General features: G+C 34.3%; 13 protein-coding genes and 1 pseudogene. 7 read left to right on the top strand and 7 right to left on the bottom strand.

Annotation, left to right across the window (positions count from 1 at the left end; genetic code table 11):
* Window positions 1–160: 160 nt before the first annotated feature.
* A pseudogene (locus H602_RS20545) lies at window positions 161–334 on the top strand (LytTR family transcriptional regulator DNA-binding domain-containing protein); the annotation flags it as partial.
* A gap of 837 nt (window positions 335–1171) precedes the next feature.
* A complete protein-coding gene (locus tag H602_RS0110745) occupies window positions 1172–2086 on the top strand; it encodes a T9SS type A sorting domain-containing protein (RefSeq protein ID WP_026977996.1) in 915 nt (304 codons plus the stop codon).
* 227 nt (window positions 2087–2313) lie between these two features.
* On the opposite strand, the gene H602_RS0110750 is transcribed toward H602_RS0110745, so the two are convergent.
* From H602_RS0110750 to H602_RS0110785, 7 genes are all read right to left on the bottom strand, one after another.
* A complete protein-coding gene (locus H602_RS0110750) occupies window positions 2314–3135 on the bottom strand; it encodes an SDR family oxidoreductase (protein ID WP_026977997.1) in 822 nt (273 codons plus the stop codon).
* A gap of 322 nt (window positions 3136–3457) precedes the next feature.
* Entirely contained in the window at window positions 3458–5590 is a 2133-nt protein-coding gene (locus H602_RS0110755) for a S9 family peptidase (protein WP_026977998.1), read from the bottom strand.
* A gap of 135 nt (window positions 5591–5725) precedes the next feature.
* Window positions 5726–6796: a hypothetical protein gene (locus H602_RS18725; protein WP_051224395.1), complete on the bottom strand. Its 1071-nt coding sequence runs from the start codon at window positions 6794–6796 to the stop codon at window positions 5726–5728.
* A gap of 312 nt (window positions 6797–7108) precedes the next feature.
* Window positions 7109–7666 carry a hypothetical protein gene (locus H602_RS0110770; protein ID WP_026977999.1) on the bottom strand — a complete coding sequence of 186 codons (558 nt, stop codon included), beginning with the start codon at window positions 7664–7666 and terminating at the stop codon, window positions 7109–7111.
* Window positions 7667–7675: 9 nt separating this feature from the next.
* The gene (gene tamL, locus H602_RS0110775; protein WP_026978000.1) at window positions 7676–9955 is read right to left on the bottom strand and encodes a translocation and assembly module lipoprotein TamL; all 2280 of its coding nucleotides are present in this window, start codon (window positions 9953–9955) and stop codon (window positions 7676–7678) included.
* Window positions 9955–15036, bottom strand: coding sequence for a translocation/assembly module TamB domain-containing protein (locus H602_RS0110780; protein WP_051224398.1), 5082 nt, complete (start codon window positions 15034–15036; stop codon window positions 9955–9957). Before H602_RS0110780 ends, tamL begins: the two co-directional genes overlap by 1 nt.
* A 236-nt stretch (window positions 15037–15272) precedes the next feature.
* Window positions 15273–17084, bottom strand: a complete 1812-nt coding sequence (locus tag H602_RS0110785; protein WP_026978002.1) for a hypothetical protein — start codon at window positions 17082–17084, stop codon at window positions 15273–15275.
* A 168-nt stretch (window positions 17085–17252) separates the two neighbouring features.
* Between H602_RS0110785 and H602_RS0110790 the strand changes: the two genes are divergently transcribed.
* The 5 genes from H602_RS0110790 (at window position 17253) to efp (ending at window position 22519) form a co-directional block, all read left to right on the top strand.
* Window positions 17253–18491: an HD domain-containing protein gene (locus H602_RS0110790; protein WP_026978003.1), complete on the top strand. Its 1239-nt coding sequence runs from the start codon at window positions 17253–17255 to the stop codon at window positions 18489–18491.
* 33 nt (window positions 18492–18524) lie between these two features.
* Entirely contained in the window at window positions 18525–19553 is a 1029-nt protein-coding gene (lpxD, locus tag H602_RS0110795) for a UDP-3-O-(3-hydroxymyristoyl)glucosamine N-acyltransferase (protein ID WP_026978004.1), read from the top strand.
* Window positions 19554–19571: 18 nt separating this feature from the next.
* Complete coding sequence (locus tag H602_RS0110800; protein WP_026978005.1) at window positions 19572–20960, top strand: bifunctional UDP-3-O-[3-hydroxymyristoyl] N-acetylglucosamine deacetylase/3-hydroxyacyl-ACP dehydratase; 1389 nt, start codon at window positions 19572–19574, stop codon at window positions 20958–20960.
* Window positions 20961–21097: 137 nt separating this feature from the next.
* Entirely contained in the window at window positions 21098–21883 is a 786-nt protein-coding gene (gene lpxA, locus H602_RS0110805) for an acyl-ACP--UDP-N-acetylglucosamine O-acyltransferase (protein ID WP_026978006.1), read from the top strand.
* Between the two features lie 69 nt (window positions 21884–21952).
* Window positions 21953–22519, top strand: a complete 567-nt coding sequence (efp, locus tag H602_RS0110810) for an elongation factor P (RefSeq protein WP_026978007.1) — start codon at window positions 21953–21955, stop codon at window positions 22517–22519.
* Window positions 22520–22561 lie beyond the last annotated feature (42 nt).

Genomic DNA, 22561 nt, shown 5'->3' on the forward strand with positions numbered 1-22561 from the left:
TAAGGCTGAGAATCGTCTATAAGAAGTAGGTCAAGAAAAAAAAATGATACGCCAAATAAATTGATTCTACTCCCAAAAAGTAAAAGTCTCTCTGGGAGTATTTTCTTCTATTGAACTGGTAGATTTCAAAAATCAGAGTAGATAATTAAATAGGAAAAACACCATTAGGCAATCCTTGAATACGTTTTTTGACGAAATTAAATCCAAGGACTTTATACGCATTCATCGCTCTTTTATAGTGAATCAAACAAAAATCACTTCGAAAACGAGCTCATCGGTTTTTATCAGAAACTTTGAAATTCCGTGCTCTAGAAATACTAACATTACCTTATAAATTACCATTCATATACAAAGTTCTGCCATTCGCACCATTTATTTAGCGATTTCTATTTTATAGTATAGTTTTGTGTAACAATTTTATCTATTTTAATGAAACGCAAAATGTATCTATTATTGACTCAACTCGTTTGGCAGATGATAAGTAAACACAGTACCAATTTAATATTGTGTGTGTTGACTTTTACATCGTTTTGCGGAGTAAATGGTCAATTTGGGGATGATTTTTGTATACCTAGTAAAGTATCTGCAGCTTCAGGAATTCTTGTGCCAATTAAAGATTATATGCCATTACTCTTAATTGCAGCTGTAGCTTTTGGAATTTACTGTATAAAAAAAAATATGATTCATAACAGTTTTTAAGAAGTTGGTTAAAAGCAATAAAAAATAATAAACGCCAAATAGATCTACAATACCTCCTAAAGATGCATTTCTTTCTAGGAGGTATTTTTTTTAAATGATTTTAATTAGGATAGTTAAGGCTGCGAGCTCAAATAAAAAGTGAAATAGAGCTAACAGTAAAGCAGAATAAGGATAGCAAATTTTATTTCTTTAAATTGTATATAATTATTAGTTAGTTATACGTTTTGTTTTGACTTGCAAATGAATTAAGCCTATATTTTATCTATAAAACAAAATATAAATTAATGAAGGTACCGCGAAACTACATCAGTAAAAATCTATTTGCTTAATTTTCAATCCGCTACAGTAAAGTGGGATTGACGCTTTAACCGTGATAAATTCTGAGGTATAAAATTGGCTTTAATTTAATACGCTCTAATTTTTCAGTTCTTATTAGAAGCAGTAGCTTTACGATTAATTTTAAAAAAAAATCATGAAGAAAATTTACATTTTATTGTTGTCAGCCATTTCCTCATTTGGATTTGCGCAAGAGACAATTTCGTTTGAAGCTGCAGAAGGATTTGTATTGGGAAGTATTCACTTACAAAATGGATGGGAGGTTACAGAAGGTAGCACTGGATTTATCCAAAATCAAGTGATTACAAATTCGGAAAGTTCAAACGGATCATTTTCATTTAAGAACGCAAATGAACCTTCATTTGGGGATCAATTTTTCCCGATTTTTGGAGCCGTAAAAACGTTTGCAACTCCACTTGATCATACCAATTTGACATTTTCATATGACGTGAAAGCTTCCGCTAAAAACGGTGCTGATTTTGAACTTGTCCTTTATGCTGTGGATGCAGATGATATATTTGTACCTGTTGCTGGAGTGGGAATTGAAAATAGAGGTTTTATCTATACAATCAAAAATTCGAGTTATGGTTTTGATTATGCTGCAGCAGAATGGACACCAAACGTATGGGTAAATATCAAAATTGAACTTTCTGCTACAGAAATTAAATATTATGTAAATAATGTATTGCAGAACACAGTTGCTAATTATACACAACTTGATGTTTTGGGTTTCAATATGTTGCATAACAATTACGGAAATGATGCTTACTATGACAATTTTGTAATTAGTTCAACTTCTTTAAGTACGACTCCTTTTCAGGAACAAAACGTTTCCGTTTATCCTAATCCAGCACAAAATGTACTATCTGTTTCGGCTCCAAATGAAACGCAGATTACACAGGTTTCAATATACAATGTAACGGGTCAGGAAGTTTTAAAAACAAATCAGACTCAGAACATTAATGTGAGTGCTTTAGCAGCAGGAACTTATTTTATGAAGGTTACAAGTGCAAATGGTAGTACGATGACAAAAAAATTGATTAAGTCGTAAAGTTAAATTAAAATATAGTGATTAAAGCCTCTTACATAGAGGCTTTTTTTAGGCTTATAATTACATTGTTTGCAATTAAAAAGTTGTTGCATTATTTTTAAGTCAAAAATTACGACTGTACTATTAATCGTCAAATCTTAAAAGCGTAGCAATTAAAATTCATATTGCTTAAAATAAAAAGTCCCCATTTCGGCAGAAATGGGGACTTTCTTTATTTATGATCAATCTTATTTCTTAGATTTATCAATTGTATCTGTTTCAATCTCATATTGTCGGTTTTGATAATCTTGACACATTTGGACCATTTTTTCTGGACACACGGTACGGAATTTATGTTCTTTCTGCGGAATTACCTCTACCATTTTGTCAATCATTTCCTGTGGATCAAACTGATTTTCTGCCATCTTTGTAGCCGCTTTTTCCAAGTCTTTTTTGGAAGTGAAATTTTCATCTTCGTCAAACCATTGTTTGTACGTATCATACATACGGTCGTTAAATCCAGTATCAAAAGGTCCAGGATTTATGGTTGCCACAGTTACTCCAAATGGTTGCAACTCGTCACGCAGACATTGTGCAATGGCTTCAAGCGCATGTTTGGAGGCATTATATGGACCCAAGAAAGCACTTGTGGTTACACCTGCAATTGAGGATAGAAAGACTATTTTTCCGCTGCCGCGTTTGACCATTTTTTTAATAAAAGGCTGCGAAAATTCTAGAGTAGAGAAGGCGTTGGTTTCCATTACCTCTCTTAAATAATCTACGGGAATTTCGGCAAGTGGTCCAGTATGGCCAATACCAGCATTATTGACAAGAATGTCGATGTCGTATTTTTGTGCTTTTTCACAATCAATAAAATCCAAAATATCTAATTTTATTAATTCGATATTTTTTTCGTACTCTTTTCCTTTGATGTCTTCTAGAAAGCGTGATTTTTGTTCAAAAGTATGGATTCCTGCAATAACCTTATGGCCTTCTTTGGCTAAGCCAATAGCAGTTCCTTTTGCTAATCCTGATCCTGCTCCTGTTATTAAAATGGTCTGTTTTTTCATGATTTTTTTTTAATTTTTATTGAAATTAAGCATTAAATAGCAGTTGATTTTTACGTTTAAGACGTTTTTAACGCGCTAGGTGTAAATGTTACAATACTAGATTTATGTTTTAATATAAAGCGGAAGATTACAAATAGATCTTATAGAAACCGATCTAACCCTGATAGGAGGGAATCCCGATTTTTCTTCGGGATGGAAGGATAGCAGGAATTGCAGAACCTGATAATGCCCGAGCCATCCGTTCCTGAAAAATGTAATTGCATAAAAAAAGTCCCAATTTCTTTCGAAACTAGGACTTTTGAAAACCATTTAAAAGCAGGTTTTATTTATTATTGTCAATTACATATTGAAGCACTTTTCGCATCAAATGTACGCGGTCTTTTCCGCCTACGTTATGTTTGTGCATTGGATAAGGGAAAAAATCCACTTGCTTTTCGGCTTCGATGAACTTTTTTATTAAAGCCATATTGTGTTGCATAACTACTACATCATCTACTGTTCCGTGAATTAGGAGTAATTTTCCTTCTAGATTTTTTACGTAATTTAGCGTGTTTGCTTCGTCAAAACCTTTCTGATTTTCAGCTGGAGTATCCATGTAGCGTTCGCCATACATTGCTTCATAATATTTCCAATCCGTTACCGGTCCACCTGCAACGCCTGTGGTAAATGTGCCTGGTTTTCTCAACATTAAAGAGGTAGTCATGAAGCCACCATAACTCCATCCGTGCACTGCCAAACGATTTCCGTCTACGTAAGGAAGCGATTTTAAATAATCTACACCTTTAATTTGGTCGTCTATTTCACTTATACCTAGGCGTCCGTGAATGATGCTTTCAAAGGCAAAGCCTCTGTTATCTGAACCGCGGTTATCTACCGTGAAAACTAAATAACCTTGTTCAGCCATCCAGTACATCCATAAACTGGCACCGTCTAAATAAGAATTGGTTATTAATTGAGCATGTGGTCCTCCATAAACATAGACTAAAACTGGGTATTTTTTAGTTGCATCAAAATTGGATGGCTTAATCAAGCGTGTTACTAAATCGGTTGTTCCATCTGCAGATTTAATGGTTTTAATTTCTGCAGTTCCCATTTGGTAGTCTTTGTATTTGTTGCTACTTTCGACTAAAACGGTTTCCTTTAATTTGGCATCTACTAAAAGCGATTTGGAAGGCGTGGTATGATTGGAATATTCATCAAAGAAATAACTTCCATCGTGGTTTACCGCTACAGTATGCGTTCCGTCATTTTTAGTAAGTAATGATTGTTTTCCTTTTAAATCCACTTTGTAGGCTAAACTGTTGGTTCCGTTTGGACCCGTTGCTTGGAAATAAATTTCGGTTCCTTTGGTGTTGGCTCCTAAAATTGCTTGTGTTACAAATTTATTTGAAGTCAATTGTTTCAATAATTTTCCCTCGATAGAGTAGTAGTACAAGTTTTGAAAACCATCTTTTTCACTAAACCACACAAAATTATTTGAAGTTTGACTTGGGAAGAATGCCGGTTTCTCAGGTTCTACCCAACGATCGTTTTTTTCATTCAGCAAAGTGCGGACAAAAGTACCTGTTTTTGCATCGTACAGATTTAAGGACATGTTGTTTTGCTCGCGATTTACTTCGGCTATCAACACATATTTTTCATCTGGAGACCAAGATAAATTGGTTAAATAAGCGTCAACGGCTCCTTTTGGAGTAATAAAAACGGTTTGTTTTGTAGATAAATTATAAATTCCCACTCTTGGTTTTTCACTTTTCTGACCAATCATTGGGTATTTAATATTCATTAATTTTGCAGGAGTTTCCGTAATATCAAGCAGAGGATAATCAGCAACTTCTGTTTCATCTTTTTGGTAAAAAGCCAAATAAGTAGACTTTGGAGACCAGAAAATACCTTGCGTAATTCCGAATTCACTTCGTGCATAGGTTTGACCCGAAACAATTCCAGCATTGGTTTCCGAAGTTACGGCAACTTTAGCATTGTTCTTGTCCATAAAATAAAGGTTATTGGCTTCGGTAAAAGCAACTAAATCCTTTGAGCTATTCAACGTTTGGCCTGCAGCAGCATCAGGAGTTGTAGCAATTAATCCTCCTTTTTTAGTAGAAATAGTATAATTGTAGAAATTTGCACCATCTGATAAAATAAGGGTGGAAGCATCTTTCCATTCGATTCCCCAAAAACTTCTGAACTCTGTTTTTAGAGCAGCATTTAATTCTGAAAGTGAAACCAGTTCGGTTCCTTTGGTATTGGAAGGATCAGCAATCATCAACTTCCGACCTAGTTCTTCGAAGTAGACAAATTTATTAGTTTCTGGAATCCACTGGAATCCCAATACTTGATCGGGGCGAAAAGCGCGGTATTGTTGTAAAACACCGTCTTCTAGCGTAAGTTGTTTTGTTTGTCCAAATGCAGCTACAATGAAAAAGAAGCTTACAAAGGCAATTAGATTTTTATTCATTTTATACGTTTTTGATATAATAGCAAATATAACAAAAAGTGCTTGGTTGTAAACTACTTTTCGGGATTCTTAACAATGAAAGGTTTGGATCCTATTTAAGCTGCAACAGATTCTTTATCATTTGAAAATTCAAGCTTAGGGCTGGATAACAGCTGCTGGTTGTGGAATTAAAATAGGTTCTTCTACCACAATGGATTCAATAGGAATTAAAACTTCGGTTACCCATTTGGATGGACTTTTTTCATCGGAAGCATTTACGGTATAGATATCCATGTATTTTAAAGCGGTATTTCGATCAATTTTATTTTCAGAAATATAGGCAAGAGCTTTCTTCACTGCTTCTGCTCTATGCGAATAATCGCCTTTCAAGACCGTTTTTAATGCTTTGAAGGGTTGTAATTTAGCAATACTTACGTCACTAGGATTAGATACAAAAATTTCTTCCTTCAATGGACCACAAACGGAAAAAGTTATAGTTCCATTGGCATTATCGCTGCTTTCATAAATTACAAATGGCTTACCGTTCATCTGTAAATTTGCATTTTTAAAGAAGGTGCTCATCTTTTGTAGCATAGGCGTGATTTTAGAATTCATGTCGCGCAACTTTACCGTAGCACTTTGTTTGACGTAAAATCCGCCTTCAATAGTTGCAATTCCAATAACTTGGGTAGAAAAACTACTAATTTCCTTGGTTATGATTGCATTTACATTGTTCAAGCTGTTTTGAAACATTTTTGCTTTAAACTGTTCAACACCACCGTTAAATGCGGCTTTGATTTTTGTAGTAAAATCAGCACTACCTGTAACCGTCCAATTTAATTGCGTTCCGCCGATGGAATCTTTTAGAGTTAAAGTAGATTTGGAAACTTGTCCGTCTATACTTAATTTCTGTGCGATACTGTCGTTTTCCTTTACAAAAAGTGATTGAATGGAACCAAAACCATCACTTTTTTTCCAAGATAAAGAACTTCCTTGCCCAACGGTATTATCGGGAAAAGAAAATTTTACGTCTGCTTGGTTTGCTTCTAAATCCATCCATTGGTCCCAATTTCGATAATCGTTAATGTAATTAAATACAACTTCTTTTGGTACTTTAATAAAGGTAGAACGCTTTATGGTATACTCGCCATTTTGAGTGGCTATGTAAACGGAAATTCCTACAAGTGCTAAGAGTAATAAAAGAAATACGTATTTGATAATTTTCATAGTGCAAGCCAATTTATAGTGTAAAGGTAAAAATTTAAATGTTAAGAATACTTACAAATCAAAGCTCAGATTTTTAAAAAGCGCCTGGAATTTTAGAAATAGTAATTAATTTTATAATATAATTGATTTTACACGTAAAAAATCAGTCGCATTGCTGTCGTAAATTTACATTGTAATTAATAAAGGCAGGATTATGGAAAAGATGGATAAAATACAAAAGAAAAATTTTTACATTAACAGGAAAAATATTGACCTAAATAGAAATATTATATCGGTAGTATTATTGATAGGTTACGTAATTTTTGCTGCTATTTATTTAGTATAACTAGGTTTGAGTAGCTGTTGCTTAATTTGTAATAAAGTATAATCTGTACTTATCATCAGCTGAATCACTTTAAATAATAAGGAATCAAAATCTTCCCCTGTATCCCAATATTTCAAGTTTTTGCCGTCAGGCAAAATGTTTCGAATTTCCTTAACTCTCTTTGTTGTATCAACTGCATTTCTCAGAAACCTTCCCTGATTTTTGGATGTGTTTTTGTGGTAATACTGAACTGATTTTTCTGTAAAATCTACTTCAATAAAATATAATTTTTCAATCTCGTTGATAGAGTGAAATTCATCCCAATTGGCATAGCCTACTTTTACTCGAGAAGATTGTTCCAGACCATTACTTTGCAAACGCCACTTGCAATTTGCCGCACGACCCCAATGGTTGGATTTGCGGTAAACGCCTGTGGTGGTAAAGGAATATTCGCTTCCAGATTTGCTGATGTAATTCAACTTTAAAGCAGCTATTTCAGCAATTGAGACCTCTGTAAAAATGCAAAAAGTATATTTATGGAAATTCGTTTTATTGTATATTTTCATCCGTTTAAATTAGAATGGATAACCAATGGCTAAATTGAAAACACCTGATTTTAAATTTACTTTGTCTAAAATCCATCGGTCTGATACATTTCCATAAGGTAAGCGTAAAGGTACTGCAAAATCAGTTCTTAAAATTAAGAATGAAAAGTCAAATCGAAGTCCGAGTCCGGCACCAACAGCGATGTCATCAAAGAATTTACTAGAGAAATTTTTCTGATTTTGTGCATCCTGTGATGCATCGGTAGCATTGATGCTCCAAATATTTCCTGCATCAAAGAAAACTGCTCCGTGAACTACACTGTAGATTTTTGCACGGTATTCAGTACTGAATTCTAATTTGACATCCCCGGATTGATCAGGTAGAAATCCACCTTCATTTACTACGGGAGCAAAGGACCCTGGTCCAATTGAACGTGCCCGAAATGCTCGAATACTATTGGTTCCACCAATAAAAAATTGTTTAATAAACGGAATCGTAGTGGAGTTTCCGTACGCAATTGCACCTCCAGCAACCACACGACTGGCAATCTCGCTGTCCTGTGACAATTTGTGGTAAAATCTAAAGTCAGCTTGCACTTTCACAAATTGGCTAAACGGAACGCCTAAAATTTCTTTCGGATCTTTAGACTTAGCATCCGCTCCAGATACTAATCCTGCTACAGTTCCCGCAATGTCCATTTCGCCTTTGAAATACATGGTATTCTTCTTGCGTTTTTGCATCGTGTTTGTGTAGGTGTACGAATACGTAGGGCCAAAAATCAGTTGCTTTTCAATCACCTTGCCTAATGATTCATTATTTTTGACCTGATTATCGTACAAAGTACTCACATTCATTGGACTTGCGTACGTAATTTCGGTAATTTTTAATTCATGTTCTTTTCTAATGTTTTCTTTCCAAATGTAACCAAAAGAAGCTCGGAAGGTATTTAAAGAGTACAGTTTGGAGCGCTCTTGAAATTCATAGCCAATTAATGCTTTCGTCTTTGGCACAAAACCGCTTCCTGATTTTAATTTAATAGGTGAGATAAATCGAGGCCATATCAAGCTGACTTCGCCACCCACTCGATAAACATTGAAGCCGTTATTTTGTCCCGCTGTTTGCACTTCCAGACCTCCAAATGTAGAAATGCTCAGTAATTCTGCACCTTTAAATGTATTTCTATTGCTCCAATTTACATTAAGTTCCGTCCCCGTGTAATTGGCTGAATTGGTTTTACCTAAAATTTCTATTCTAAAAGATTTTTTTGTCAAAGGCGTTAAATAATAATAAGCGTCTAAATAATTTCCGGTGGTATCGGCAACTTTAAAGGAGTTTTTTACAAATTTAAACGTGCCTAAATTCACCAATCGGTTCAATGATAAGTTGTGATTGGTTCGGTTGTACAAATCGTCTTTATCAAAATACAAAGCACGGTCAAAAACGCGCGAATCAAACGTATTATTTTTATCAATAATGGTAAAGTCTCTGTAGCTCTTTATTTTTCCTTCTTCACCTTTAATGGTGTCCGTGATTTTAAAATTGGGGTAAACAAAAATGTCATTGATCCTAAATTGTTCCTTAGCATTAGCTGTTGTTTCTTCTTTAATTTTTAAAATTAAATCGGCTTCGAACTTGCCAACGGTGCTGTCCACTTGAACCAATATATCATCTGCAGAAAAGTAGTAAAATCCGCGTTCCTTCAAACGAGTATCAATCCTCTGACGTTCTAATTTTATGTTTTCTAAATTATAAGGATCGCCAATTCGTAAGAGTGATCTTTTCTTAAGTTGGTTTATAGAAGTGGATAAAATAGTGGAATCGGTAGGAAAGGTAACCGATTTAATTTTATATTGTTGTCCAGGTGTAACTATGAATTCTGCAGACGCTTTGTCTTTTCGTCTTGTACTATCGGCTTCAATACGTGTTTTAAAATGGCCGTTGTTCTCGCTGTAATTTCTCAAAACATCAGCGTTGTAATCCAAATCAACCGAACTAAATAAGACCGGCGCTTCTCCCAATTTGTATTTAATCCAGTGTTTAAAACCTTTTTGCTTTTTAGGTTCGCTCACTAGATTGTAGAAAAATAATTTAGGTTTCAGTCCTAAAAATGATTTATTGGGTTTTGGTCGCAACATATCTTCCATCACACCTTTCAGTGCTTTCCGCTGTTTTTTGGAAATCAAGGAATCTTCCACTTTTACGCTTCCGCCAGTGTAAAGTAAATCGCCTTCTGGAACGTATTTGGTGCTGTTGCATGCACTTAACAGAAGTAAAAAAATTATGGAAAAGGTAAGTTGTTTAATGTTCATTATTTTTCTTTTTGAGAATCTACTTCTACTTCTTTTTTTGCTTCTTTTTCTTCAAGTTGGTCTTTCGCCTTTTCGCGTAATTTTTGCTCTTTCATTCGCTCTTTAGCCTCTTTTTCTTCTTTACTTCTATGAAATAACTCACGGAATTTATCGTAATCAAAAGTAATTATAAATGCGACGCCAGTTTCCACAACTTGACCTTGGAGCGCTACTTGGTAATCATTTTTGCGGTAAGCTCTAACGCGGTATCTGCCGTCTTTAGTAAGTTGATAGTCTAAAGCTACATCACCAGCAATTTTATTGGTTTCTTGATTGGCTTGTTGAGGACCTTCTAAACCTATTGTACTTCCCACAGTAACTTTCAATCTATCGTTCAACAAACTTTTGGAAACGCCTACATTCAAGTCGGTTTTATTTGCTTTCTCACCTGTGGTATAATCTTCTGTGGATTCTAAGTCAAAATTTAATTCTACACCATCAATCAAGTCGGAAGCTAAATTATTCAATTGTTGCGACAAAATTTTACTAGCACTTTGACGCGCTAATGATCCTGCATCTGCACCGCCAGCTTCACTTGAAAATGGGTTTTCGCCAATAAATCGGTTGAGCAGCAATAACGCAAATACTTGCTTATTGAGTTCAGAAGGTTCTTGTCTGATTTGTTCTAATTTCAGTTTTGTCGCGTTGATTATATCGGTAGAAACCGAGTTGTTTCCGTCTGGTAAAACAATGTCAAATGTGATTTCAGGTTGCAGCAATTCCCCTTTCATAATTAGTTCGGTTTCAAACGGAATTTTTTGCTTGTAGGTATTTCGTATTCCTGCTGTTGAAGTTCCCAATTGATCTTCTACCAAATCAATTGGTGCAGCCTCTGTTTTATAAATTGCGGTAATATTTACGTCTGCATCAGTTGGTTCGCCAGTCCATAAAATGTAACTTCCTTCCTTGATGTCAAATTTTCTCTTGATTACATTAAAAGTCATTTCATAACTTCCTTCCGTAAATTCATATCTACCTGTAAGTGTCGTCTTACCCGATGCATCAATTCCACCTGTCAGTTGCGCTTCTCCTTTTAATTTTAAGAAATCTCCGTTTCCTTTGTCAATCACAATTGAAATCGCAGCTTCTTCCACTATTTCAATATTTGCAGAGGCTATTATTCCTTTTAATTTTGTCTGAGCTAAGGTGTCACTTACCGTTAATTTGTCAAATAAAGGAGGATTGTCTTGGTCAATAAATTCTACAATTCCTTCACGATCAGCAATAGATGGATCCGATTGCGGAAGTACAATGGTGAAATCGGTGTCTTTATTAATCTTGATTGTACCTTCCACAACCGGTTGATTTAAATCACCTTTGACAGAAAGTTTAGTATCCAAAAATAATTTTCCATAATACACATCGTTATCTTGAGGACCTGAATTTACTGCTCTAAAATTATTCGCTTCAATATTTAAATCAAATCCATAATCGCGGAAATTTTGAGTTAAAACAGCTCCTTTTACAAATAATTTATTATCATTTGCATCACTAATTTCAAAATCATTGAACGCAATTCCTTGCTGATCGATGACAATTTTGTCATTAATATCTTTAAAGGTAGAATTCAATTGCTTCACATTAAATCCGACAGCGTTAAAATCCAACGTTCCATTAATAGCTGGTGCTTCTGATGTTCCTTTTACTGTAAATTTACCAGATAAAAAGCCTTCACTTTTCGTAAGATTTCCCATCGTAAAGCCCTGAATACTTTTCATACTCAATTTTTCTAAATCAAGTAGTAGGTCAAAGGTCTTAGAATCGGCTTTATAGGTTCCATTTAAATTTACTTCATTTCCATTTCCAGTAATCGCTACTTTTGCATCGTAATTGTTAGCGACGGTATTATCTACTTTGATACCAATATTTCCAACGGTGTCTTTATTAAATGTAAAATTTTCAATATTCAAATCAGCCGTGAATAATGGATTGTCTTTTAAATTTTTAAGTAAAATTGTTCCGTCCAATACACCGCTAGCATCAAGATTTTCTTTCTTAATAACATTGGTGATTGTGGTAATGTCAAATTTTTCAAAGGCAACTTCAATTGGTGCATTCGGCATTTTACTTTGTGACTGTACTTTTATCGCACTTCCATTATTCTTTAAATTGAAGTTGTCAATCGTCAATCCTTTCTCATTTAATACTACTGAATTATCGTTTGGAATAATCCACTTCTCATAATTCAGTAAAAAATTATCCGAATTTAATTTTACCGTATTATTATTGTCTTTTGTCTCTAAATTTCCTGAAATAGCGTACTGATCTTTGCCTTTAGCATCTTTTAATAATAAATCATAATTCGCAATATTATTGGCAACAGTTCCCGAGATTTTAGTGTACGGCAAGCCAAAAGAGGCCATGCTAATATCGTCTACTACAACGTCATAAACCAACGAATCGCCTTTAGTATTCACGTCAATCACAGCTCCCGAAATTGTATTTCCATTATACACAATTTTAGGTATTTTCCCTTTAATTGCAATTGTATCGTTCACGCTATTGTATCTACCAACGATTTCAACAGGTTGCAAACTGGTTAAATTTGGGATGATTTTCTGTAAAGTTGGGTCGTCTTTAATGTTGATTTTAAACGCCAATTGTTGATCCGTTGTTGCTTTTTTCTTTGCATTAGGATTCGCATCAAAATATTTGGCAATTGAATTTTGCAAAGCAGTTCCAATTTCGCTCAACTTAAATTGTCCGTCAATGTCAGCGTTTGCAAATTGAGATTGTAATGTAATTGTGTTTTTTTCAGCAGTTGCAATCGCCCGAATTTTAATACTGTCTAACGCAACTTGTTCTTTTTCGTTAGCGTAAACCAAGTCGGTTAAATCAATTCGAGCATTCAAGAAATCCAAATCAGCCGTTGGAACATCAGCGACGATATTTCCCTTTATTTTTAAAGGTCCAGCGTGTAAATTCAATTTGTTTAAATCAGCAATATCCAAATTCATCTTCAATTTTACTGCAGGATATTTGTCTTTAAATCCACCACTTGTTGCTAATTTAAACGTCAAATTTGGGTCGTTCATATCGGCTTTTACGTCAAAAGTTCCGTTAGCAATCGAACCGTCAAGATTCAAATTGGTGTAATTATATCTGTTAAATTGAGCTTGTTTCACAGTTCCAGAAATCGTTGCATTTGCTGTTTTCGGATTTAATCCAACTCCTTTTACTTTAGCATTGATAGATATTTTTCCAATAGAATCATTTCGCAACAAACGACCCAAATCAAATCGGTCTAAATTGACAGTTGCATTGTAACGTTCTGCATTTTTTCGAGTTCGGTCAAAAAGCGCTTTAATTGTTGCATTTCCAGAACTTGATTTTAGTTGTAAATCCGTATTAAAATTATTGATTCCACCATTAAATTTCCCACTAACTGAGAAATTTTTTGGCAATTGAATGTTACTTGGAATGGTTCCAGCAGGTAAAAAATCATTCAAGTCTTTCGCTGAAGACTGAAAATTTTTCAAGTCTAATACCAAGTTCATTTTCTCAACATCAGGCAAACCTGTAACCGTTCCGCTTGCTACCACTTTTGTAGTTCCAATACCTGAAAGCTCTAGATTTGGAATCTTAAAGTCATTTACTTTGCCAGAAATCCGGCTGTTTATTTTTAAAATAGCATTTGGATTTGCCTTAAACGGATTGCTTTTCGCCAAATCAGGAGCGAAAAATAAAATGTCTTTAAATCCGATTTGACTTCCTTCTAAAGTTGCATTTAAAGCTAAATCGCCAATGTCATCTCCAATTGTGTTGATGGATTCGTAACCGACGATAATTTCATTTTTAAGTTCCGTTTGAGGTGTTTTTAAATATAATTTCTTCAAATACGAACCTTGATTTCCATAGAAAAAATCAGTTGTCAATGAATCAACTTGAACACCACTTTTATCTGAAAATTTAAAATTATTGATGGTTCCCGAAATCATTTTCTCTGAATAGAAAAAGGTAGTTGCATCTAGTTTCAACCCTTTTAAATCCAAATGTTTATAATCAATTCCTTTTTGGATTGCAACACTATTGTAATCATCAAATTTAAAATCAACACTGTCGATTTTTATGGAATTCAATTTTAATTGCCAATTATTTTGAGTAGTAATTGTATCCGTTTGAACTTCAGTTTTAACTTGGTTTACTTGCTCTTTTTTAGTCATTGCAAGTGAACTTTTTGTATTGGTTAATTTGATTTCTTTAATGTCGACAATTTGCTTTTCAAGGTCAATAGCATTTATCAAAACTTTCAATGAAGCTAAATCTGTCACTGTTTTTATGTTTCCAGATTCGGAAGTATAATCCAAGTAAATTTGAGAAAGGTTAATTTCCTCAACATTTAATTTAAGCGTATTTGTTTCCGCTTGTTCTTTAACGGCGATTTCAGTTTCTTTCGCTACTTTTTCAACGATGCCTTGTTTTAATTTTGCTCTAAAACCGTCAATTGTAATCGTTGGTACATTAAAATCCAGCTTTTGTAAATCAAAGTTTTCTACTTTCGTATCAAAATGATTTAAGCTAATATTCGCAAAGTTCTTCGTAAAATCGTCGTCATAATTTATCCGAATTTTATTTAATTCAATGGTGTTTAAAGAAATTACCATTGGAGCCGAACTGTCCTTCTTTACTTCTTCGGAGGCAAAAGCTTCTGTAATATAATCAAAACTGAAAACGCCTTTATTGTCGCGAGAAATATTGGCAACAACTCCATCAATATCAATATCATTCAGCTGCAACTTATTGTTGATAAGTCCAAAAAGATTAAGGTTTACGGCAATTTTCTTTCCGTATAAAAGTGTGTCTTTCTGCTGATTTTCTAAATAAACGCCTTCTAAAATGAATTTCTTAGGGAAACCCATTTCAAAATTGTCAATCACCACTTTGGTCTTAATTTTTCCTTCTAGGTAGGAAACCGCTTTGTCTTTTGCAAAATTTTGCACAGCAGGGATTTGAATCGCAATAAATAGCACAAGAATTAGTAAAATCAAAATTCCAAAAATCCATGCAATTACACGAAGTGTTTTATAAGTATACTTTTTCAAGCGATTCAGTTTAATTGTTTTAGTGAAATTGCAATGCTATTTTTAGTCGTTTTGACCTTCAAATTTCGTTGTAAGTTGCAATTTGCTACAAAGATGGCAAATCGATGTTGAATAAATTTATATTTTATATAGATATTGTTGTGAAATTTACTCGTATAGTTCGCTTTTAAATAATAAAAAAAGAGAAAACAATCGTAGTGATTATTTTCTCTTTCAAAATATAAATATGATTCTTTTTAAGCCATTTCCAAAACAGGGACTTCAATTAAGGAAATACTTTTCTTCCAAAACTGTAGTTTTTCACGAGTTGTTTCGCTTTTGTCAAATGAATTTTGCTGTGAAAGTAAACCTTCATAATACTCAATTCCTGAAATTAAATTCGCTTTAAAACTGTTCCATTTTTTCAAAACTGCATTGGTGATATTCGTGTGGTCTTCAATTTCTTTTTTCAGATAATCAACATACAGTTCAATTTCCTTTACAAATAAATTCGGACGATTTTCAAAAGGCATTACATTCACACGTCCATAAATATGATTCACCATTTTTTCAAGAGAAATTTCTTCATTGAAATAAGCCATATTTGGTCCAGGACAAATAACAACACCTTGTGATTCACCTTTTATTTTGATGTCGTTGTCAAGGTACGAAGCATTCGCTAAACCTACACAAAGACAGGCTTTTTCCGTAATCGAATCTTTTCTTTTCTGAAAAATAGTATCTGAAATTTCTTCTTTAATCGCATCTAATTCTTCTAATTTTGCGTCTTGGTATTTTTTGGAAGCGGTACAAATTCCGTTGCCTTTACTGTCTTTGCTTAACGCTAAAAACTTTTTAGGACAGGAACTTCCAGCTTTATCTTTGTCAATTCGCTGTTGTTTGAAAAACTCATTTGACGTTCCACGAATGGCATTAAACGGAATTCCCAATGGCGAAATATGACTCAAATACAAATCCTTTTCTTCGGCTTTCGCCAAAAGCGTTCGGGTTTCAGCATCAAGTGTTGTAGCTTCAGGAACCAATAAAAACGGCGAACCCCAACCCACAGAATCCATGTTGTAATTCTCAATCAAAAAATCATGTTCTGCCGAAGTTCCCACACCACCTTGGACGGTTATTTCCATTGGAAACGGTTGTTCAACTGTTGGAAGATTTTTCAATTCCAACGCTTTATTCATTATTTGGAAATTGTTCGCAATTAATTCCTCTTTCTTCTGCTTGAATTCTTCCAAAATCGGACCGAGTAAAATTCCGTCAGTCGCAAAGGCGTGACCTCCACAATTCAATCCCGATTCAATGCGGTATTCAGAAACCCACAAACCTTTCTTAGCGAAGAAACTTCCTTGAATCATTGCCGAACGAAAATCACTCACTTTCAAGATGATTTTCTTTTTAAGTTGGTTGTTTTCGTCTGCAAAGAAGACTGGAAATTGCTCAAAATAACTGTACAATCTCGGATTTAGTCCTGCAGAAAGTACAACAGACGAAGTTAATTTACTATTAGCAAAACCTCGAAGTGCCGCATGAGCATCGTTAAAAATTACAGGCAAAGCTTCGTTTTTATTGAAGTTTTCTTTGTCTACTTTTGTCATAATATTCACGTCAATAGCACCTGGAGAAAGATGACGTTCAATATAATCAGCTACTTTGTTTTTGAGCTCATATCCGTCTTCAATTAAATGCTGCAAACCACTTCTAACATCTGATTGAGTTGGCAACATATTGATGTATTGCTCAAGCGCTTCTTTATTTTCGCACAATTCAACTTTAAAACTTTCAAATTTCTTTTGAACAATATCAGACACCAAATCGAGATACGTCGTAATACGTTTTGCACGATAATCCTCCATTTTCAGGGTAATTTCGTGGTACGGTTTTTCGAATTTTTTGCTGTAAAAAGCAGTCATTTTTTCAATCAAATCATCGTCAACAATAGAAAGTACAGATGAAATGCCATAATGAGCGACTTTTATTGGGCTGTCAATCGTATAAGCCAAACCCATCACCGGAATGTGAAAGGAGTGGAGTTTTTGTTTTTCAAATTTCATAGTTCATATATTATAAGGAACAAATATTAAATTTTTCATTCACTAAAAAAGTGATATTTATCAGTTGAGTGAAAAGATTTCAAACTTAATTTGGTCTTTTTTGTATTAAAATTCAATGCCTTACAACTTGTATTTAATTCGTTATATTTGCAGTCCTAAAAAGGATTTATGTCAACAGAAGTCAACAAGCTTAAAATATTCAACGACCCCATTTATGGGTTTATTTCTTTACCCAATACGTTGATTTATGATTTAGTGCAACATCCTTATTTTCAGCGTTTGCGACGTATTTCTCAAATGGGTTTGTCTTATTTGGTTTATCCAGGAGCTCATCATACGCGGTTTCACCACGCTTTAGGTTGTATGCATATTATGCAAAAAGCCGTTGATGTATTGCGTTTTAAAGGCGTTGAAATTTCAAAAGAGGAAGAGAAAGCACTTTATATTGCGATTTTATTGCACGATATTGGTCACGGACCTTTTTCGCATGCCATGGAACACAGTATTGTTGAAGATGTGAATCACGAGTCGATTTCGTTGCTTTTTATGGACGAATTAAACAAAGAATTCAATGGTGAATTGACTTTGGCTATCCAAATTTTCAAAGAACAATACCATCGGAAATTTATGTTGCAATTGATTTCAAGTCAGCTGGACATGGACCGAATGGATTATTTACGTCGCGACAGTTTTTACACGGGAGTTGCGGAAGGTAATATCAATTCGGAACGCTTGATTCAGATGATGAATGTGGTGGACGATACGTTGGTTATCGAAGAAAAAGGAATTTATTCGGTAGAGAAATTTCTGATGGCAAGACGATTGATGTATTGGCAAGCGTATTTGCATAAAACCAGTTTAGTAGCCGAAGTGATTTTGACGAAAGTCCTAAAAAGAGCCAAGGAATTGACGCAAAGAGGAATCGTTTTACCTTGCAGTCAACCATTGTTGTTTTTTATGCAAAATAAAATTACGCAAGAAGATTTTGATTCAAAAACGTTGAATTTATTTGCACAATTGGACGATTACGATATTATCAGTGCGTTGAAAATGTGGCAATACCACGACGATTATGTGTTGAAAAGTTTGAGTTCCATGATTATCAATCGTGATTTATTGAAGATAAAAATTAGCGATGAAAAATTTACGCAAGAGCAAGTTGATGTATTAATAAACAAATTTATTAAGTTGACAGGTTTGACTTTTCACGATGCAACTTATTTTGTTACCCGTGGAAAAATTAAAAATCAAGCCTACAGTAAAGATTCAGAACCCATCCGAATTTTGAAGAAAGACAAGACAATTGAAGACGTAGTTACGGCATCAGACCAATTAAATTTAAAGGCGTTGACAAAACCGGTAACTAAATACTATATTTGCTTCCCAAAAGTACTTGCTGAAAAGTAAGTTTTAAACCCTATTTTTTATATTTTTGTCAGAATGAAATTTACAGCAGAACAAATAGCGGGCGTTTTAGAAGGTGAAGTCGTGGGAAATCCGCTTGCTGAAGTTTCTACATTATCAAAAATTGAAGAAGGCGTTTACGGTTCGCTTACTTTTTTGAGCAATCCTAAATATGCTCACTTTATCTATTCTACGCAAGCTTCTGTGACTATTGTTAACAAAAATTTTATTCCTGAAGCAGCAATACTTACGACACTTATTAAGGTGGAAGACGCTTATGGCGCTTTTGCTAAAGTATTGACTTTTTATGCTGAAGCTAAAAACAACAGTAAAAAAGGAATTGAGCAGCCCGTTTTTATGGGAGATAACGTTACATATGGTGAAGATTTCTATTTAGGTAGTTTTACATATATAGGTAAAAATGTGACAATGGGTAAAAATGTCAAAATTTATCCCAACTGCTACATTGGTGATAACGTTACTATTGGTGACAATATGTTGATGCATGCTGGAGTTCGAATATATTCGGAAACTATAATCGGAGATAATTGTTGCTTTCATTCAGGTGTAATTATTGGAGCCGATGGATTTGGTTTTGCACCCAATGCGGAAAATTCTTATGATAAAATTCCGCAGATTGGAAATGTTATCATTGAAAATGATGTTGAAATTGGAGCAGGAACTACAATTGATAGGGCAACAATGGGTTCGACAATTATTAGAAACGGTGTGAAATTGGACAATCAAATCCAAATCGCACATAATGTAGAAATTGGAGAAAACACCGTGATAGCAGCTCAAACAGGTGTTGCAGGTTCAACAAAAATTGGTAAACACTGTATTATTGGAGGTCAAGTAGGAATTTCGGGACATATAGTGATTGGTAATAATGTAAGAATTCAAGCACAATCGGGAGTGACTAAGAATATGAAGGACGATGAAATGATTCAAGGTACACCAGCATTTAGTTATAATGATTTTAGTAAATCCTATGTTCATTTTAAGAATTTGCCCAAATTGGTTATAGAATTAAACAAATTAAGAAAAATTAATATAAAAGAATAAAAACCTAAATTTAGTATAATGGTTAAGCAAACTACCATCAAAAGCGAGATTTCTCTTACAGGAGTAGGACTCCACACTGGGAAAGAAGTCAAGATGACTTTTAAACCTGCACCCGTAAATAATGGATACACATTTGTCCGAATGGACTTGGAAGGCCATCCAATTATTGAAGCCGATGCAAATTATGTGGTAAACACCCAACGTGGTACTAATTTAGAAAAATTAGGAGTAAAGATTCAAACTTCAGAACACGTTTTAGCTGCATTTGTAGGGTGTGACGTGGACAATGTTATTATTGAATTAGATGCTTCAGAACCGCCAATCATGGATGGTTCATCAAAATATTTCGTAGAAGCCATTGAAAAAGTCGGTGTTGAAGAACAAAATGCAGAGCGAAATTATTACGTAGTAAAAGAAGTAATTTCTTTTACAGACGAAGCGACTGGAAGCGAAATTTTAGTAATGCCATGTGATGATTATCAAGTTACGGCAATGGTCGATTTTGGCACCAAAGTTTTAGGAACTCAAAATGCTTCTTTAAAAAGCATGAGTGACTTTAAAACTGAAATTGCTGATGCGCGAACCTTTAGTTTCTTACACGAATTAGAATCATTATTAGAAAACGGACTTATTAAAGGAGGTGATTTAAATAATGCAATTGTGTATGTGGATAAAGAAATTTCTGAAAGTACAATGCAACATTTGAAAGTTGCTTTTGGCAAAGATGAAATATCTGTTAAACCAAACGGAATATTAGACAATTTGACGTTGCATTATCCAAATGAAGCAGCGAGACATAAATTATTAGATGTAATTGGTGATTTAGCTTTAATTGGAACACGAATTAAAGGAAAAATCATCGCAAATAAACCGGGTCATTTTGTAAACACACAATTTGCAAAAAAGATGGCAAAACTCATTAAGATTGAAAAGAGGAATTTTGTTCCTTCTTACGATTTGAACTTGCCACCGTTGATGGATATTCATCAAATTATGGATGTTTTACCACACCGTCCACCATTTTTATTCATCGACCGAATCATTGAAATGTCAGAATCGCACGTCGTTGGTTTGAAAAATGTAACGATGAATGAAGGTTTTTTTGTAGGTCACTTTCCAAATGCACCTGTAATGCCAGGAGTTATCATTGTTGAAGCAATGGCACAAACCGGTGGGATTTTAGTCTTGAGTACCGTTCCAGACCCAGAGAATTATTTGACATTCTTCATGAAAATTGATAATGTCAAATTCAAACATAAAGTATTACCAGGTGATACCTTAATTTTTAAGTGTGATTTGATTACACCAATTAGAAGAGGGATATGTCACATGCAAGCGCATGCTTATGCTAATGGAAAATTAGTTGCAGAAGCAGAATTGATGGCTCAAATTGCCAGAAAACAATAAATTACAAAGGTTATAAGTTTAAGAGTTTATCAGTTTAGGAGGTTAATGGTTTAAAAAATTTTGAATGAAGTTTCGGAATTTAGAACCCACAACCCACAACCCAAAACCTTCAACCCATAGCCCATAACTAAAAATATATGAATCAACCATTAGCATATGTGCATCCCGGTGCAAAAATTGCCAGAAATGTAGTTATCGACCCATTTACAACCATTCACAATAATGTAGTTATTGAGGAAGGAACTTGGATTGGCTCAAACGTAACTATAATGGAAGGCGCTCGAATTGGAAAAAATTGTAATATTTTTCCAGGAGCTGTAATTTCGGCTGTTCCACAAGATTTAAAATTTGGAGGCGAGGATTCACTCGTTATTATCGGTGACAATGTGACTATTAGAGAATGTGTTACAATAAATAGAGGAACAATTGCTTCTGGTCAGACGAAAATCGGTAATAATTGTTTAATAATGGCAACGGCTCACATTGCACATGATTGTCATATTGGCGACAATGTGATTATTGTGAATGGCGTACTTTTAGGAGGTCACGTTACCGTTGGAGATTTTGCAATTATTGGTGGATTATCAGCCGTGCATCAATTTATCAACATTGGAGATCATGCTATGATTTCTGGTGGCTCTTTGTTAAGAAAAGACGTTCCTCCTTATACAAAAGCGGCGAAAGAACCACTTTCTTATGTTGGGATAAATTCAGTAGGATTAAGAAGAAGAGGTTTTGAATCTGAGAAGATTAAGGAAATTCAGAATATCTACCGCATTTTATACCAAAAGAATTACAATACATCACAAGCTTTAGCAATCATTGAAGCAGAAATGGAAGCAACGCCAGAACGGGATGAAATTATCTTGTTTATCAGAAACTCTTCTCGTGGAGTGATGAAAGGGTATAGCGGAAGTGTTTAAAATAATAATAATTTACATTAAATAAGATTTTAGAATTATAAAAACTAAGATCATAAATCATAAATAAAAATGGCATCTACATCAGATATTAGAAACGGATTGTGTATCAAGCACAACCACGACATTTATAAAATTGTTGAATTCTTACACGTAAAACCAGGAAAAGGTCCAGCGTTTGTAAGAACGAAGTTAAGAAGTGTAACTAATGGGAGAGTATTAGACAATACGTTTTCGGCAGGACACAAAATTGATATTGTTAGAGTGGAAACGCATACCTACCAATATTTATATGCTGAAGGAGACGACTTTCACTTTATGAACACAGAGTCTTTTGAGCAAATTACTATGAATAAAAATGTGCTTGATAATCCAGGTTTGTTGAAAGAAGGTACTAACGTAATGGTTCAAGTAAATACTGAAACCGATCTTCCTCTTTCTGTTGATATGCCGGCTTCAATTGTTCTAGAAGTTACCTATACCGAGCCAGGATTGAAAGGAAATACAGCTACAAATGCACATAAACCTGCTACGGTTGAAACAGGTGCAACTGTAAATGTTCCTTTGTTTATCAATGAAGGAGATAAAATTAAAATTGATTCTGCTTCTGGGAATTACATGGAGCGAGTTAAAGAATAAAAATTTTTGTTGTCGGTTGTTTAGTTATCAGTTTTAAATTGG

The sequence above is a fragment of the Flavobacterium tegetincola DSM 22377 genome, from assembly GCF_000425485.1.
In the GTDB taxonomy this organism is placed as follows: domain Bacteria; phylum Bacteroidota; class Bacteroidia; order Flavobacteriales; family Flavobacteriaceae; genus Flavobacterium; species Flavobacterium tegetincola.

Bases quoted from the DNA above. Each gene is read 5' to 3' on its own strand.
- H602_RS0110745 (WP_026977996.1), top strand. From the start codon at position 1,172: ATGAAGAAAATTTACATTTTATTGTTGTCAGCCATTTCCTCATTTGGA.
- H602_RS0110750 (WP_026977997.1), bottom strand. From the start codon at position 3,135: ATGAAAAAACAGACCATTTTAATAACAGGAGCAGGATCAGGATTAGCA.
- H602_RS0110755 (WP_026977998.1), bottom strand. From the start codon at position 5,590: ATGAATAAAAATCTAATTGCCTTTGTAAGCTTCTTTTTCATTGTAGCT.
- H602_RS18725 (WP_051224395.1), bottom strand. From the start codon at position 6,796: ATGAAAATTATCAAATACGTATTTCTTTTATTACTCTTAGCACTTGTA.
- H602_RS0110770 (WP_026977999.1), bottom strand. From the start codon at position 7,666: ATGAAAATATACAATAAAACGAATTTCCATAAATATACTTTTTGCATT.
- tamL (WP_026978000.1), bottom strand. From the start codon at position 9,955: ATGAACATTAAACAACTTACCTTTTCCATAATTTTTTTACTTCTGTTA.
- H602_RS0110785 (WP_026978002.1), bottom strand. From the start codon at position 17,084: ATGAAATTTGAAAAACAAAAACTCCACTCCTTTCACATTCCGGTGATG.
- H602_RS0110790 (WP_026978003.1), top strand. From the start codon at position 17,253: ATGTCAACAGAAGTCAACAAGCTTAAAATATTCAACGACCCCATTTAT.
- lpxD (WP_026978004.1), top strand. From the start codon at position 18,525: ATGAAATTTACAGCAGAACAAATAGCGGGCGTTTTAGAAGGTGAAGTC.
- H602_RS0110800 (WP_026978005.1), top strand. From the start codon at position 19,572: ATGGTTAAGCAAACTACCATCAAAAGCGAGATTTCTCTTACAGGAGTA.
- lpxA (WP_026978006.1), top strand. From the start codon at position 21,098: ATGAATCAACCATTAGCATATGTGCATCCCGGTGCAAAAATTGCCAGA.
- efp (WP_026978007.1), top strand. From the start codon at position 21,953: ATGGCATCTACATCAGATATTAGAAACGGATTGTGTATCAAGCACAAC.